A 14,562-nucleotide genomic window follows, 5' to 3' on the forward strand; every position below is an offset into this window, starting at 1 on the left:
ACGGCCGCGCGCGGCTACAACACCGCGATGTCCAGCGGCCGGTGACCGACCGTCAGGCGGGTGACGCGGCCCGTGCCGAGGTCGACGACGCTGATGCCGTCCCAGTGTCCGTCCCGGGTGAAGCCGCCCGACACATAGGCCGTGCGGCCGTCCGCCGACACGGCGACGTCCTCGTGCGGCCCGCCGAGCGGGACGACCCGCTCCTGGCCGCCGGGGGAGCGCACCGTCAGCGACGGCCCCTCGTCCCGGGACGGATCGATCGGCCCGGTGCCGACCACGTACAGCGTGCCGTCCGCGCCGATCGTGACCCCGTGCTGATGGGTGTCGGCGGTCATCGGCTCGACCCGGACCCGGCCGGAGCGGGGGTCCACCACCGCGAGCCGCTCGCCCTCGAACGGCAGCAGCAGCGCCCCGTCGGACGGCCGTACGGCCGCGTAGTGCGGCTTCAGCCATGAGCCGAGGCCGCCCTCGGTGCCGTACGGGGCTACCTCGATACGGCGCGCGGACCAGGTGCCGGTGTCGACGACCGTGACGTCGAACGAGTCGTGCCCGGTGGCATGGACCTGGCGGCCGTCGCGCGAGACGTCGACGTCGAAGGGGCGGCGTCCCACCGGCACGGTCCGCACCACCGCGCGACGGCGCGTGTCGATCACCTCCAGGGTGCCGCCGCCATCGGGGACGTTCACCCCGACGTACACCCGCGTGCCGTCCGGGGACAGGGCGATGCCCATGCCGCCGCCCCGGTACTCACCGGTGGTCACCGGGCCCGTGGCCGTGGCCGTGGCCGTGGCGTACGGGATCAGCGCGACGCGGCGCCGGGCGCCGGTGTCCACGACCGCCACACCCTCGGCCGTCGCCACCCACGCCATGCCGTCGGCGCCGAGTGCGACGCCGTACGGAGCCGTGCCCACGGTCACCGAGCCCAGGGCGGCCGCCCGGCCGCGGCGCGCCGGGTCCACGAAGGTCACCGTGTCGGCGCCGAAGTCGGTCACCAGCAGGGCGCCTTCGGACAGCGTGCCCGCCGAGGACGGGTCCGTGGGACCGGCCGCCGCCGCGGGCGTACGGGCGGGAGCACCCGCGCCGTCGCCGCGCCCGGTGTCCGCCGCGCATCCGGCGAGCACCACGCAGACCGTCAGCGCGGCCAGCACCGCCGACACCCGCGATGCCCCGGCCCGCGATGCCCCGGCCCTCGGACCCCCGGCCCTCAGCCCCGGCCGCGTCATCGCCCGGCCTCCCGGCCGCGTGTACCCGCCCGCCCCTCGGCCTCCCGCAGGACGGCGGCGATGCCGTCGAAACCCCGGCGTTCGGCGTGGGCGAGCGCCGTCGTGCCGTCGCCGTCCGGCAGCAGCGGGTCGGCGCCCGCCGCGAGCAGCACCTCCACGACCTCCTGGTGGGTGCGCCCGCCGTCGCCGAGGATCACCGCCTCCAACAGGGCGGTCCAGCCGAGCCGGTTGACGTGGTCCACGTCGATGTCCGTCTCGGCCAGGACCGCCCGTACGTACGCCACATGGCCGCGCTCGCTCGCCGGGATCACCGGCACCCCGCCGAACCGGTTGGTCAGCGCCGGATCCGGCCCGCCGGGCAGCAGCACGCGCATCATCGCCACGCTGCCGGTCACGCCGGTCACCAGCCAGGCGCTGTCCTGCCGTGCGTCCTGCGCGTTCACGTCCGCGCCCGCGCCGACCAGCGCCTCGGCGGCGGCGACCCGGTCGGCGAGGGCTGCCCGCAGGAGCGGTGTACGGCCGTCCTCGTCGCGTGCCTCCAGCCGGGCGCCCGCGTCCAGCGCGGCGCGTACGGCGACGGTGTCACCGCGCCGCGCGGCGTCCAGCAGGGCGCGGTCGGCCGGGGAGAGGGACTTCTTGGCCACGACGGAACTCCTCCACAAGAAGGCGGCAGCGGACAGGAACGAGTGCGGTGGGGCGCGGACGGGTGCCGGGATCAGCGGCCGTTGCCGATGGCCGCCACGCCGGCCTGGGCGAACTTCTCGTCCAGGTCGCCGGAGGGCGCGCCCGCCACGCCGACGGCCGCGATCGGCGCGTTGTCGTGGGCGACCGGGGCGCCGCCCGCGAGGAACAGTGTGCCCGGGATGTCCTTGAGGGTGGGCGCCCCGTCCAGGCGCTTGACCAGCTGGGAGGTGGGGGCGTTCCAGGACACGGCGGTGTACGCCTTCTTGATCGCGGAGTCGTAGGACTGCGGACCGGCGCCGTCCCCGCGCAGCGTGACGACCGTGTTGCCGTTGCGGTCCACCACCGCGACGGTCACCCGCTGGCCCTCCTTCTGCGCCGCCTTGAGGGCCGCCCGCGCGGCGTCGGTGGCGGCCTCGACCGTCAGATGGGTGCTGGTGGTCGTGGCCCTGCCCTTCACCGCGGCGGTCGCCGCGACGGGGGCGGCGGCCGGGGTGCCGGCGGAGGCGGGCACCGCGCCGGCCACCCCGGCACCGACCGCCGCCACGGCCGCCACGGCGGTGACGGTCCTGGCGCGGGTGGAGAACTTCTTGGCCTTGTGCTGCATGACGGGCAACTCCCCGGTGGTGTCGTGGCGCGGTGCTGTCCGCGCCGTGCCTCCAGCCTCGGGCCCCTCACCCCGCGCCGCCGTCGGCGTACCGGCTCGCTCCGGCGCGCGGGACGGCTGACGGCGGGGTCAACCGAACGGTTGACCCCGCCGGGCGCGGCCGGGGCGACAATGTCAGTGCCGCCGTACGCCGATGCCGTCGGCGCCGCCGTACGTCCCGGTGCACGAAGGTGCCAGTAGCCCCGTCGGGGGAGGAGCGGAACAGCCCATGCAGTCCAGTAGCCGTCCCCCGTCGAGCGGGCCGAAGGCCGGCGACGGCGGGGCGCGCGGGCTCGCGTTCGCCGTCCATCTGGCGTTCTTCCTGCTGCTGGGCTCCGCCCTGGCCCGCTATGTGCAGCGGCACGGAGCCCAGCCGCAGGTGCCCGCCGTCCTGGCGCTGGCCGGGGCCCTGGCCGTGCTGTACGTCATCGGCCGGCGCACGGCCGACGGGCCGCCCGGCGACGGACTCGCCGCCGGGGACACGGGCGGCGCGGGCGGCGCGGGCGCGAGCCCCGGACGGCGGCGGCCGTCGCCCGGCGGGCTGCTACGGCTGGGCGCGCTGGTCGCGGTCTGGGCGGTGCTGGTCGCGCTGGCACCCAGTTTCGCCTGGTGCGCGGTGCCGCTCTTCTATACCGCGCTGCGCACCCTGCCCGAACGCGCCGCGTACACGCTGGTGGCGTTCTTCACCGTCTTCGTGATGGTGGCGCAACTGCGGCTGGCCGACCGGATCGACGTCGACCTGGTGGTCGGCCCGCCGGCCGTGGCCCTCCTGGCGACCGCGGTCTTCACCCGCATGGACCGGCAGGCGGCCCGGCAGGCCGCGCTCATCCGCGACCTGGTCCGCACCCGCCGCGAACTGGCCGCCACCGAACGCCGCGAAGGCACCCTCGCCGAGCGCCAGCGGCTCGCCATGGAGATCCACGACACCCTCGCCCAGAGCCTGTCCAGCCAGCGGATGCTGCTCCAGGCCGCCGACCGGCTGTGGGCCACCGATCCGGAGCGGGCGCGCGCCCATGTGCGCACCGCCGGCACGATCGCCGAGCGCAGTCTCACCGAGGCCCGCCGGTTCGTGCACGACCTGGCACCGGCCGACCTCGCCGAGGGCGACGGCCTGGAAGCGGCGCTGCGCGGCCTCGCCTCCCGCGAGAGCACACCCGAGCGCACCGTCACCTGCCACATCGACGGCACCCCGGGGCCGGCCGCGCTCCCCGACCGGGTGCAGTCCGCGCTGCTGCGCATCGCGCAGGGCGCCCTCGCCAACGTCCGTGAGCACTCCGGCGCGACCCGGGCCGCCCTCACCCTCACCTATCTGGGCGACCAGGTCCGTCTCGACATCGCGGACGACGGGCGCGGCCTGGACACCGGCGTGCGGGCGGTGCGCGCCGACGGGCCCGCCGGGGTGCGCGGGCACGGGCTGCCCGCGATCCGCGCCCGGGTCCGCCAGCTCGGCGGGACCCTGACCGTCGAGTCCGCGCCCGGCGACGGCACGGTCGTCTCGGCCGCCGTACCGCTCCCCGCCGCTCCCGGCCCCGGCCCCGGCCCCAGCCCCAGCCCCACGGAGGTCTCCGCACCGTGAACCACCCCCGACCGACCGGCCCGACCGGCCCGACCGGAGCTGACGACCCGACCGGCCCGTACGGAGCTGATGAACCGTACGGACCGGCCGGAGCACAGCAGCCGGCCGCGCCCGCCACGCCTGCTGCGGCGCCGTCCGTGCGGCTGGTGCTGTGCGACGACCACGCCGTGGTCCGCGCCGGTCTGCGCGCCCTGCTGGGCAGCGCGGCGGGCATCGAGGTGGTGGGTGAGGCGGACGGCGGGGCGGAGGCGGTCGCGCTCGCCGCGAAGCTCGCCCCCGACGTGGTCCTCATGGACCTGCAACTGGGGGAGGGGATGGACGGCGTGGAGGCCACCCGCCGGATCACCGCCGCTTCCGGCGGCGCCGTCCACATCCTGGTCCTGACCACGTACGACACCGACGCCGACATCACCCGTGCCATCGAGGCGGGCGCCACCGGGTACCTGCTGAAGGCCGAGCGCCCCGACGAGCTGTTCACGGCGATCCACAGCGCCGCCGCCGGCCGTACCGCGCTGTCGGCGCCGGTCGCCCACCGGGTCATGGCCAGGATGCGCAGCCCGCGCCCCGGCCTCACCGACCGCGAGCGCGACATCCTCGGCCAGCTCGCCCGCGGGCTCACCAACCGGGACATCGCCAAGGCCCTGTTCCTGAGCGAGGCCACGGTCAAGACCCACCTGGGGCGCGTCTACGACAAGCTGGGCGTCGACACCCGCGCGGGCGCCGTGGCGGTGGCCAAGGAACAGCGCCTGCTGCCCTGAACCACCGCCGGGACCGGCCCCCCGGCTCCCCGGCCCGCCTACGGCCGGTCGGCGGGAGGCGGATCGAGCCGGAGCCCCGGCCCCGTACTCGGCAGCAGCGCGGCGTACAGCACCGACGCGACCACCAGGCCCACCGGCAGGGCGAGGTCCACGCCGCCGAGGGCGGACGCGATCGGCCCGGTGCAGGAGAGGGTGTCGACGCACAGGGACGCGGCGGCGGTGCCCGCGAGGACGGCGGCCGCGCCGGCCCGGTTCACGCCGCCGGAGTACCAGAAGGGGCTGCCCGGCGTCTCGTCCGTCAGGGCGCGCCCGTCGTACTGGTTGCGGCGCAGCAGGATGTCGGTGGCGTAGACGGCCATGCTGGGACCGAGGAGCGCGACGGTGAGCTGGAGGACGTTGTTCACCGTGTCGAGGAAGTTGGACACGAGCAGCGCGTACAGGGTGAGCGCGACCGAGACCGTGCCGTCGACGAGGACGCTGAGCGAGCGGCGGATGCGCACGCCCACCGCCTGGAGGGCCAGGCCCGCGCTGTAGGCGGTCAGGGCGTTGATGGCGACGGTGCCGAGGATCAGCGCCAGCAGGAAGACCGGGTCGAACCAGCCGGGCAGGATCCCGCGCAGCGCGCTCTGCGGGTCGGTCATGTCGACGGCGGTCGCGGCGAACGCGCCCAGCGCGCAGACCAGCGTGCCCGGCAGGAAGCCGCCGAGCGCCGTCCAGCCGACGATCGCCCGCGCCGACGTCGTACGGGGCAGATAGCGGGAGAAGTCCGCGCTGGTCGTGTACGACAGCGGGCCCGAGGCGACGAGGGCGATCCCGCCGAGGACGGCCGCCCACAGTGCGGTGCCGGTCAGCGGCTGCTCGGGCGTGTAGGAGAAGTCCGCGTGCCGGACGACGGCGACCGCGACCCCCGCGAAGGCGACGGTGAGGGCCAGGGTGATCGGGAGATACAGCTTCATGATCAGTGCGTGGCCGTAGACGCTGATGGTGAGGGTCAGGGCCGCGACGGCCACCACGACGACGATCTTCACCCCGGTGTTCACCGGCAGGCCCGCCTCGCCGGCCAGGGAGAAGGCCGCCGTCGCGGCGGCGGCGAGGTTGAGCGCGAAGTAGCAGACGGAGATCAGCCAGCCGACGACGGCGTTGTTCACGCGGTTGCCGCGGATCCCGTACATGGCGCGGGTGATCACCTCGCTCGGTGTGCCCGCGGCCGGACCGGAGACGGCCAGCACCCCGGTCAGCAGCCAGAACGCGTTGCCCACCACGATGACCGCGAGCGCCTGCCACAGACCGAGGCCCATCAGGACGAGCGCGCCGCCGACCACCAGGCTGAGGTAGTTGACGTTCGCGGCGGCCCACACGGAGAACAACTCACGTGGCCGGCCGCGGCGTTCGCCGTCCGGGATGTGGTCGATGCCGTGGGCCTCGACGCGCGCCGCGCGCTCGGGGGGCGGCGGTGCGCCGGGACGGTCGTCGACGTCCGGGTGCGGGTCGGGAATCGTGGACGCCATTGTCCCTCCGGGGCGTTCGGAGCCTGCTCACCGGTCGGAGCTTGCTTATTGGTCGGTCACTCAATAGCATCCGGCACATGTCGTCAAGCGTCAGCCGCAAACGAGTTCGCAAAGACCCGGCCACCCGGCGTGCGGAGATCGTCGGCACCGCCGCGGCGATCGCGCTGGCCGAGGGGCTGGAGTGCATCACCCTGCGCCGGATCGCCGAGGAACTGGCGGTGCGCCCGGGGCTGATCAGCCACTACTTCCCCGCCGCGGACGATCTCGTGGCGGAGGCGTTCGGCAGCGCCGCCACCGGCGAGCTCGACGCCCTGGTCCCGGCCGGGCGGCCCGGCGAGACGCCCACCCTGCGCCTGGTCCGGTTCCTCGCCCGCACGACGGGCGACGCCTACGACACGATGAGCAGGCTGTGGATCAACGCCCGGCACCTGAGCCGCTACCGGCCCGAACTGCGCGAGCGGGTCGTCGGGCAGGAGGTCGCCTGGCGCGGTCGCCTCGGCGCGCTCGTCCAGGAGGGCGTGGACGCGGGCGAGTTCCACCCGGCCGACGTGTCCGTGGCCGTCGTCCAGATCCTCGTCGTCCTCGATGGCCTGGGCGCGCACGCGAACACCGGTACGGCCGAGCACCCGGCGGCGGTGAGCGGCATGGCCGCCGCCACGGCGGAGAACGCGCTCGGGCTGCCCGCGGGCACGCTCGCCGCACCCGCCGAGGGAGCGGTTCCCGCCGTGCGGAGCGCCGCCGACGGGAAGAGCGCCCCCGCGTCGGCACGGACCACGGCCATCGCCACCGCCGCCCCTGCAGTCACCTCCGGCTCTGCATCCGGCTCCGGCCCTGGATCCGGCTCCGGTTCCGGCTCCGGTTCCGGTTCCGGCCCTGGATCCGGTTCCGGTTCCGGGTTTCGGTCCGGTTCCGAACCGGCCCCGGTCTCCCGCACGGAGTCCTCGGAGTCCTCGGAGCCCTTGGCCCCGTAGAGGCGCCACCGCCCGCCGCGCCCCGCACACCCCGCACCACCAGTTCGCAAGGAGCGACCCGTGTCCCCCGATCTCGTCCTGCTCTCCGCCCGGCTGCTCGACCCGGGCACGGGCTCGCTCCTGCCGCACACCGCGCTGGCCGCCGGTGGCGACGGCCGTATCACCCACCTCGGGGACGATCGCGAGATCCGGGCGCTGGCCGGACCGGCGACCACCGTGCTCGACCTGAAGGGCGCGGTGGTCACCGCGGGCTTCACGGACGGCCATCTGCACCCGGTCTCCGGCGCCGAACGCACCATGGGCGTGGACCTCTCCGCCTGCCGCGATCTGGCGGACGTGCGCGCGGCGCTCGCCGGTCCGGCCGCGGCGCTCGCGCCCGGCGCCTGGCTGCGCGGCTGGGGCCTGGACCCGAACACCTTCGGCGACGCGCCCGTGGCCGCCGCGTCCCTCGGCCCGGTCCTCGACGGCGTACCGGCCCTGATCGACCTGTTCGACGGGCACTCCATGCTGGCCAGCGCCCGTGCGCTCGAACAGGCTGGTGTCGACGGGCCCCGCCGGTTCGAGCAGGCCGCCGAGATCGTCTGCGACGAGGCGGGCCGCCTCACCGGGCTGCTGCTGGAGGACGCGGCCTGCGAACTCGTCGAGGCCGTCGCGCCCCGGCCGACCGGGGACGGGCTGCGGGCACGGACCGCCGAGGTGCTGCGGGAGATGGCCGCGACCGGGCTGACCGGCGGGCATGCCATGGACGCGAACGGCGCGACCCTCGACATCCTCGGCGCGCTGGAGGGCGACGGCGACCTGCCGCTGCGGCTGCGGGTGGCGCCCTGGTGCCAGCCCGGCGCCGACGCGGAGGCGGTCGACGGACTCGTCCGGCAGCAGGGCACCGGCGGCAGGCTGTGGCAGGTCGCCGGGGTGAAGATGTTCATGGACGGCACCATCGACAACGGCACCGCCTGGCTGGAGAGCCCCGACTGCCACGGGGAGTCCCGGGACGCCTTCTGGCCCGACCCCGACCAGTACCGCCGGGTGGTCGGCGCGCTGCACCGGGCCGGGGTGCCCACGGCCACCCACGCCATCGGGGACGCCGCCGTCCGTCACGTCCTGGACTCGGTGGAACGGGCGCAGGCGGAGACCCCGGCGGCGGACGGCGCACCGGTACGGCACCGGGTGGAGCACATCGAGACCGTCCCGGACGACACCGTGCCGCGCTTCGCCCGGCTCGGGGTGGCGGCCTCGATGCAGCCCACCCACTGCTGCGAGTACACGCGCGCCGACCACACCGACAACTGGTCGCGCCGCCTCGGCGAGGAGCGGGCGTCCCGGGCGTTCCGCTGCCGCGACCTGTGGGACGCGGGCGCCCGGGTCGTCCTCGGCTCCGACTGGCCCATCGCGCCCTATCCGCCCCTCGGTGTCATGGCGGGCGCCCGGCACCGGCGCCCCGGCGACCTCTCCCGGCCGCCGCACGGCCCCGAGCAGGCGCTGACCCCGCTCCGGGCGCTGCGCGGCATCACCCTCAACCCGGCCTGGGCCGCGGGGGAGGAGCACATGGCCGGCCGTCTCGCCGTCGGGTACCGTGCGGATCTCACGGTGCTCGCCGACAACCCCCTCGACGTGGCCGACGCGGACCTGGCCGGGCTGCCGGTCCTGCTCACGGTGGTGGCCGGGCGCCCCACCCACCGCGCCGCCGGGATCTGAACGCCCACTGGGCGAGGCGGCGGGCGGCGCGGCGGGCGGAGCGGCCGGCGACGGGCGGCGCGGCGGGCGGACGGGCGGCCGGAGCGCTGGTGGAACGGGTCGTCAGATGTCTGATGTCCTACCTTGATACGCTGGGGGTGCGGCCTGCGCAAGGGGCAGGCGCAGCCATCGAGGAAGGGGCAGGTGTGAACCCGTCGCGTCCGAAGGAGTTCCGGACGACGGCCCGGCCGTCGCTGCGGCAGGAGGTCTCGGAGGCGATCAAGAGTTACATCCTCGACAACCGCCTCAAGCCGGGCGACCCGCTGCCGTCCGAGGCCGAGCTGTGCGCCGCGCTCGGCGCCAGCCGGTCCAGCATCCGCGAGGCGGTCAAGGCCCTGGCCGTGCTCGACATCGTGGAGGTGCGGCGCGGCCACGGGACGTACGTGGGCCGGCTCAGCCTCTCCGCGCTGGTGGAGGGCCTGGTCTTCCGCGGTCTGCTCAGTCCTCAGGACGACTTCCGGATCCTGTCCGAGCTGATCGAGGTGCGCGAGCTGATCGAGCGCGGCATGGCCGAGCGCATCCTCGCGGCGCTCGCCCCCGGCGATCTGGATGCGCTGGACGCGCTGGTGGACGAGATGGACGCCCTCGGCGCCGCGGGCGAGGACCTCGCGACCTGCGACCGCGCCTTCCACGAACGGCTGATGGAACCGATCGGAAACCAACTGGTCAGCCAGCTCTCCCAGGCGTTCTGGGACGTGTACGCCCTCGTGGCGCCGCATCTCAGGGGCGGCTCCGAAACGGACCAGGCCGGCACGGTCGCCGATCACCGCGCCCTGGTCCGCGCGGCCAGGGGCCGCGACGCGGACGCCTTCTCGCGCGCCCTCGCCGGTCACTACGCGCCCGTACGCACCCGGCTGGCCCAGGCCCGCGCCGCTCAGGACGGCCCGACGACCGGGGCCGCGACTGCCTCCTGAGACCGTCCGACCACCGGGGCCGCGCCCGCCTCCTGAGACCCGCCCGGCCCGGCGTCCTCCGCCGCCCTCCGGTCGTGCCTCCGGCTCCCGGGGCCCCGAAGCCCCGGGGTGCCCGGCGTGTCCGTACCACTTGTCATGCTCAAGCATTCAAGTGTTTGTCATGCGCATGACTTATATCGCCCCCGCTCCGCCCCGTTCGCCTCCCCACCTGTGACCTGTCCCCCTCTTGACCCGCCCGCCCGGAGGATGCTTAAAGTTCGGACGTCAGACGTCCTACGTCCCTGTCCGGCACCATCCACGGAGAAGTACTTATGCCCTTGACCGCACCCCTGCGCGGAGTCGTCCCGCCCGTCTGCACCCCGCTCGACGCCCAGGGAGACGTCGACACGGGCTCCCTGGCCCGGCTGGTCGAGCACCTGCTCGCCGGCGGGGTCCACGGCCTGTTCGCCCTCGGCTCCACCAGTGAGGTCGCCTACCTCACCGACGAGCAGCGCGGTGCCGTACTGGAGACCGTGGTGAACGTGGTCGACGGCCGGGTGCCGGTGCTCGCCGGGGTCATCGACACCACCACGCCCCGCGTCCTCGACCACGCCCGCGCCGCGGCCCGGCTCGGGGCCGACGCGCTGGTGGCCACCGCGCCCTTCTACACCCGCACCCACCCCCGGGAGACCGCCCGGCACTTCCGCCGTGTCCGGGACCGGGTGGATCTGCCGCTGTTCGCCTACGACCTCCCGGTCTCCGTGCACAGCAAGCTCTCGCCCGCCCTGGTGCTCGACCTGGCCGCCGACGGCACCCTCGCGGGCGTCAAGGACAGCAGCGGCGACGAGGGCTCGCTGCGCCGCCTGCTCGTCGCCCTCGGCGGCCGGGAAGGACGTGACGCCGGACCGGCCCCCGCCTTCTCGGTCCTGACCGGGTCCGAGCTGACCGTGGACGCGGCGCTGCTCGCGGGCGCCGACGGCGTCGTCCCCGGTCTGGGCAACATCGACCCCGCCGGATACGTACGCCTCCACGACGCGGCCCGAGCCGGTGACTGGTCGCGCGCGGCCGCGGAGCAGGAGCGGCTGGCCGCCCTGTTCGCCATGGTCGACGCGGGCCCCGAGGACGAGATGGGCCGCAGTTCCTCCGCGCTCGGCGCGTTCAAGGCCGCGCTGCGGCTGCTGGGCGTCATCGACCACGCCGACACCGCGTTCCCGCAGATCGGGCTGAGCGCCTCGTCCGTCGCCGCCGTCGACGCCCGGCTGCGCGCCGCCGGACTCACCCCGGCCCGATGACCGCCGCCCAGCCGTCCGGTACGGCCGGACCCGGTCTCGAGACGGACAGGGCGGCCGGTCCCGAGACGGGCACGTCGGCCGGTCCCGTCATCGGCCTCGACCTCGGCGGGACCAAGATCGACGCCGCCCTGGTCGCCGTCGACGGCACGGTGCTGCGCCGGTACACCCGGCCCACCCCCGCCCGCGCGGGCGCGGCGGCGGTCCTGGACGCGCTGGCCGCCGCCGCCCGCGAGGTGGACGGCGGCGCCGGAGCGATCGGCGTCGCCGCCGCCGGTGTCATCGACCCGGTCACCGGGACCGTCACCAGCGCCACCGACTCCCTCACCGGCTGGGCCGGCACCGCGCTGGCCGCGGGCCTGTCCGCGCGCACCGGCCTGCCGGTCGCCTGCGACAACGACGTACGCGCCACCGCCGCCACGGAACTGGCCGCGCTCGACGGGTCGCGCCGCTCGCTCCTGCTGGCGGCCGTGGGCACCGGGGTCGGCGGCGCCGTCGCGGTCGACGGCAGGATGCTGCACGGCAGCGCGGGCATCGCCGGTCACCTCGGCCATGTGCCCAGCCCGGAGGCCGAGGGGCTGCCCTGCACCTGCGGCGGCAGCGGCCATCTGGAGGCCGTGGCCGCCGGGCCCGCCATCACCGCCCTGTACGGACGGCTCGCAGGAGAGCCCGTCGGCCGGCTCCAGGACGTGGCCGGGCGCGCCGCGCGGGGCGACGCCGCCGCCCGGCGGGCGATCACCACCGGGGCCCGCGCCGCCGGACGGGTCCTGGGCGGCCTGGCCAACGCGCTGGGCCCGGACCGGGTCGTCGTCGGCGGCGGCGTACCGCGCATCGGCGCGCTGTACTGGACCGCGCTCACCGAAGCCTTCCGCGCGGAACTGATGGCCCCGCTGCGCGCGCTGCGCCCCGTGCCCCCGCGCCTGGGCGCCGACGCGGCCGTCCGGGGCGCCGCCCTGCTCACCCGCACCACCCCGCTGCACGGCCCCGCGCCCCCCGCGACCGGTCCGGCCGTGCCCCAGCCCGTACCCGGAGGAACCCGATGACCCTGTCCGCGGCAACCGTCGCCGCCGCCGTCCGCGGCCGGCTGATCGTCTCCTGCCAGGCACCGCCCGGCGACCCGATGCGCGAGACGCCGACCCTGGTCGCGCTGGCCCGCGCCGCCGCGGCCGGGGGCGCCGCGGGCATCCGCGTCAACGAACCCGAGGTGGTGGCCGCCGTCAGGGCCGCCGTGGACCTGCCCGTGATCGGCCTGTGGAAGGACGGCGACACCGGCGTCTACATCACCCCGACCGTGCACCACGCGCTCGCCGTCGCCGAGGCCGGCGCGCACGTGGTCGCCGCCGACGCCACCGCACGGCCCCGCCCGGACGGCGGCTCGTTCGCCGGTCTGGTGGCCGCCGTGCACGCGGCGGGCGCCCTGGTCATGGCCGACGTCGCCACTCTGGAGGAAGGCGTGCGCGCCGCCGGGCAGGGCGCGGACTTCGTCTCCACCACCCTGTCCGGATACGTGCCCGGGTCCCCGCGGCGGTCCGGCCCCGACCTGGACCTGGTCGCCGCCCTCGCCGCCGCGACCGCCGCCCCGGTCGTCGCCGAAGGCCGTATCGGCACCCCCGAGGAGGCCGCCGCCGCGCTGGAGAGGGGCGCCCACAGCGTCGTCGTCGGCACCGCCATCACCGCCCCGACCGCCCTCACCCGGCGGTTCGTGACCCGTCTCACCCGTCCCTGAGCGTTCTCCCTCGTTCCCGACCGCACTCGACGACGAGTCCGTCCGGCATCCTGGAGTCACCGTGCACCACACCACCGCGCCGCCCTCGGCCCCCTGGTACCGCCAGGTGGGCCGCAGCCAGTGGAAGTCGTTCTTCGCCGCCTGGATCGGCTATCTGCTCGACGGCTTCGACTTCGTCCTGATCACCCTGGTGCTCACCGAGATCAGCGACGACTTCCACCTGGACACGGTCCAGGCCGCCAGCCTGGTCTCCGCCGCCTTCATCACCCGCTGGCTCGGCGGGGCGGTGCTCGGCGCCCTCGGCGACCGCTTCGGCCGGAAGCTGTCGATGGTGGTCAGCATCCTGCTGTACTCGCTGGGCAGCTTCGCCTGCGGGTTCGCCTGGGACTACACCAGCCTGTTCGTCGCCCGGCTCGCCATCGGCATGGGCATGGCCGGCGAGTACTCGTCCAGCGCCACCTATGTGATGGAGAGCTGGCCGGTGCACATGCGCAACCGGGCCAGCGGCTTCCTGATCTCCGGCTACTCGGTGGGCACGGTCCTGGCCGCCGAGGTGTACAAGTGGGTGGTGCCGAACCTCGGCTGGCGCTGGATGTTCTATCTGGGCCTGATCCCCGTCCTGATCGCGCTGTGGATGCGCCGCGCCCTGCCCGAGGCCGCCGACTGGAAGGCGTCCGTCGCCGAGCGCGGACAGCGGCCCAACCCGTTCCGCCCGCTCTTCGCCACCCCCGCGAGGGCCACCACGAACGTCGTACTCGCGGTCGCGGCCACCGTCTCGCTCTTCGCGGTCTTCACCCCGCTCGGCGGGGGCCTGGTGCCGCTGCTGTCGGTGGTGGCCGGAATCTGCCTGATCGCCTTCGCCGTGCAGCTCGGCGGGCGGCGCGGCTGGCTGCTCCACGTGTCGATGATCGTGACGATCTTCTTCGCGTTCCTGTACTCCTGGCCCATCCAGGCGCTGCTGCCCACCTATCTGAAGTCCGACCTCGGCTACGACCCGGGCCAGGTCACCGACGTGCTGTTCTACGCGGGCTTCGGCACGATGGCCGGCTGCTGGCTGGCGGGCTTCGTCGGCGACTGGATCGGCACCAAGAAGGCGTACGCCTTCACCCTGCTCGCCTCGCTGGCCTTCGTCTTCCCGGTGTTCGCGGTCAAGGACAGCCTGCCGCTGCTCGGCGTGCTGCTGTTCGTGCTCCAGGCCACCAGCTTCGGCATCTCCGGGCTGCTGCCGCGCTACATCGGCGGGCACTTCCCGACCCACTCCAGGGCCGCCGCCCTGGGCTTCACCTACAACGTGGGCGCGCTGGGCGGCGCCGTGGCCCCCGTGCTCGGCGCGCACCTCGCCTCGGGCATGGACCTGGGGCAGGCGCTGGCCGTCCTCACCTTCGCCGGGACGATGATCGTGGTGCTGCTGGTCGGTCTCGACGTGCCGGGCAGGCTGGGCCGGCTGCTCGACCCGGAGGGCCCGGCCGACCACCTCGTGGACGAGGGCGTCGGCGGGGCGCCGCGGGGCACACCGCAGCGCACGCGCCCCTGAGGGCCGGGCCGTGCACCGCGCGG

The 14,562-nt window shown here is 75.5% G+C and carries 13 protein-coding genes; 9 read left to right on the top strand and 4 right to left on the bottom strand.

Going from position 1 to position 14,562, the window contains the following annotated elements; genetic code table 11:
• Nucleotides 1-14 precede the first annotated feature (14 nt).
• The 3 genes from R4Z62_RS29600 to R4Z62_RS29610 all read right to left on the bottom strand — a co-directional run bounded on the left by R4Z62_RS29600 (nt 15) and on the right by R4Z62_RS29610 (nt 2,511).
• Nucleotides 15-1,223, bottom strand: coding sequence for a YncE family protein (locus R4Z62_RS29600; RefSeq protein WP_491521388.1), 1,209 nt, complete (start codon nt 1,221-1,223; stop codon nt 15-17).
• Nucleotides 1,220-1,867, bottom strand: coding sequence for an ankyrin repeat domain-containing protein (locus tag R4Z62_RS29605; protein ID WP_491521389.1), 648 nt, complete (start codon nt 1,865-1,867; stop codon nt 1,220-1,222). Before R4Z62_RS29605 ends, R4Z62_RS29600 begins: the two co-directional genes overlap by 4 nt.
• A gap of 71 nt (nt 1,868-1,938) precedes the next feature.
• On the bottom strand, nt 1,939-2,511 hold the full coding sequence (locus R4Z62_RS29610) for a GlcG/HbpS family heme-binding protein (protein WP_491521390.1): 573 nt from the start codon (nt 2,509-2,511) through the stop codon (nt 1,939-1,941).
• 268 nt (nt 2,512-2,779) lie between these two features.
• Here R4Z62_RS29610 and R4Z62_RS29615 point away from each other — a divergent pair, with 268 nt between their 5' ends.
• Nucleotides 2,780-4,126, top strand: coding sequence for a sensor histidine kinase (locus tag R4Z62_RS29615; RefSeq protein WP_491521391.1), 1,347 nt, complete (start codon nt 2,780-2,782; stop codon nt 4,124-4,126).
• A gap of 137 nt (nt 4,127-4,263) precedes the next feature.
• Nucleotides 4,264-4,884 (top strand): response regulator, encoded by a 621-nt coding sequence (locus R4Z62_RS29620; protein WP_491521942.1) that lies wholly within the window; start codon nt 4,264-4,266, stop codon nt 4,882-4,884.
• Between the two features lie 38 nt (nt 4,885-4,922).
• Here the strand turns inward: R4Z62_RS29620 and R4Z62_RS29625 are convergent, their stop codons facing one another.
• The gene (locus R4Z62_RS29625) at nt 4,923-6,392 is read right to left on the bottom strand and encodes a purine-cytosine permease family protein (RefSeq protein WP_491521392.1); all 1,470 of its coding nucleotides are present in this window, start codon (nt 6,390-6,392) and stop codon (nt 4,923-4,925) included.
• A 77-nt stretch (nt 6,393-6,469) separates the two neighbouring features.
• On the opposite strand from R4Z62_RS29625, the gene R4Z62_RS29630 reads away from it, so the two are divergent.
• The 7 genes from R4Z62_RS29630 (at nt 6,470) to R4Z62_RS29660 (ending at nt 14,539) form a co-directional block, all read left to right on the top strand.
• On the top strand, nt 6,470-7,363 hold the full coding sequence (locus R4Z62_RS29630; protein WP_491521393.1) for a TetR/AcrR family transcriptional regulator: 894 nt from the start codon (nt 6,470-6,472) through the stop codon (nt 7,361-7,363).
• Between the two features lie 60 nt (nt 7,364-7,423).
• Nucleotides 7,424-9,058 (top strand): amidohydrolase, encoded by a 1,635-nt coding sequence (locus R4Z62_RS29635; RefSeq protein ID WP_491521394.1) that lies wholly within the window; start codon nt 7,424-7,426, stop codon nt 9,056-9,058.
• Between the two features lie 185 nt (nt 9,059-9,243).
• A complete protein-coding gene (locus tag R4Z62_RS29640) occupies nt 9,244-10,011 on the top strand; it encodes a FadR/GntR family transcriptional regulator (protein WP_355482258.1) in 768 nt (255 codons plus the stop codon).
• A 311-nt stretch (nt 10,012-10,322) separates the two neighbouring features.
• On the top strand, nt 10,323-11,282 hold the full coding sequence (locus R4Z62_RS29645) for a dihydrodipicolinate synthase family protein (RefSeq protein ID WP_355482256.1): 960 nt from the start codon (nt 10,323-10,325) through the stop codon (nt 11,280-11,282).
• Complete coding sequence (locus R4Z62_RS29650) at nt 11,279-12,322, top strand: ROK family protein (protein WP_355482254.1); 1,044 nt, start codon at nt 11,279-11,281, stop codon at nt 12,320-12,322. Before R4Z62_RS29645 ends, R4Z62_RS29650 begins: the two co-directional genes overlap by 4 nt.
• A complete protein-coding gene (locus tag R4Z62_RS29655; RefSeq protein WP_491521395.1) occupies nt 12,319-13,005 on the top strand; it encodes an N-acetylmannosamine-6-phosphate 2-epimerase in 687 nt (228 codons plus the stop codon). Before R4Z62_RS29650 ends, R4Z62_RS29655 begins: the two co-directional genes overlap by 4 nt.
• Before the next feature lie 61 nt (nt 13,006-13,066).
• A complete protein-coding gene (locus tag R4Z62_RS29660) occupies nt 13,067-14,539 on the top strand; it encodes an MFS transporter (RefSeq protein WP_355482252.1) in 1,473 nt (490 codons plus the stop codon).
• Nucleotides 14,540-14,562: the final 23 nt, after the last annotated feature.

It is taken from the genome of Streptomyces sp. PL-25, from assembly GCF_058344915.1.

Bases quoted from the DNA above. Each gene is read 5' to 3' on its own strand.
- R4Z62_RS29645 (WP_355482256.1), top strand. From the start codon at position 10,323: ATGCCCTTGACCGCACCCCTGCGCGGAGTCGTCCCGCCCGTCTGCACC.
- R4Z62_RS29610 (WP_491521390.1), bottom strand. From the start codon at position 2,511: ATGCAGCACAAGGCCAAGAAGTTCTCCACCCGCGCCAGGACCGTCACC.
- R4Z62_RS29630 (WP_491521393.1), top strand. From the start codon at position 6,470: ATGTCGTCAAGCGTCAGCCGCAAACGAGTTCGCAAAGACCCGGCCACC.
- R4Z62_RS29650 (WP_355482254.1), top strand. From the start codon at position 11,279: ATGACCGCCGCCCAGCCGTCCGGTACGGCCGGACCCGGTCTCGAGACG.
- R4Z62_RS29615 (WP_491521391.1), top strand. From the start codon at position 2,780: ATGCAGTCCAGTAGCCGTCCCCCGTCGAGCGGGCCGAAGGCCGGCGAC.
- R4Z62_RS29625 (WP_491521392.1), bottom strand. From the start codon at position 6,392: ATGGCGTCCACGATTCCCGACCCGCACCCGGACGTCGACGACCGTCCC.
- R4Z62_RS29600 (WP_491521388.1), bottom strand. From the start codon at position 1,223: ATGACGCGGCCGGGGCTGAGGGCCGGGGGTCCGAGGGCCGGGGCATCG.
- R4Z62_RS29655 (WP_491521395.1), top strand. From the start codon at position 12,319: ATGACCCTGTCCGCGGCAACCGTCGCCGCCGCCGTCCGCGGCCGGCTG.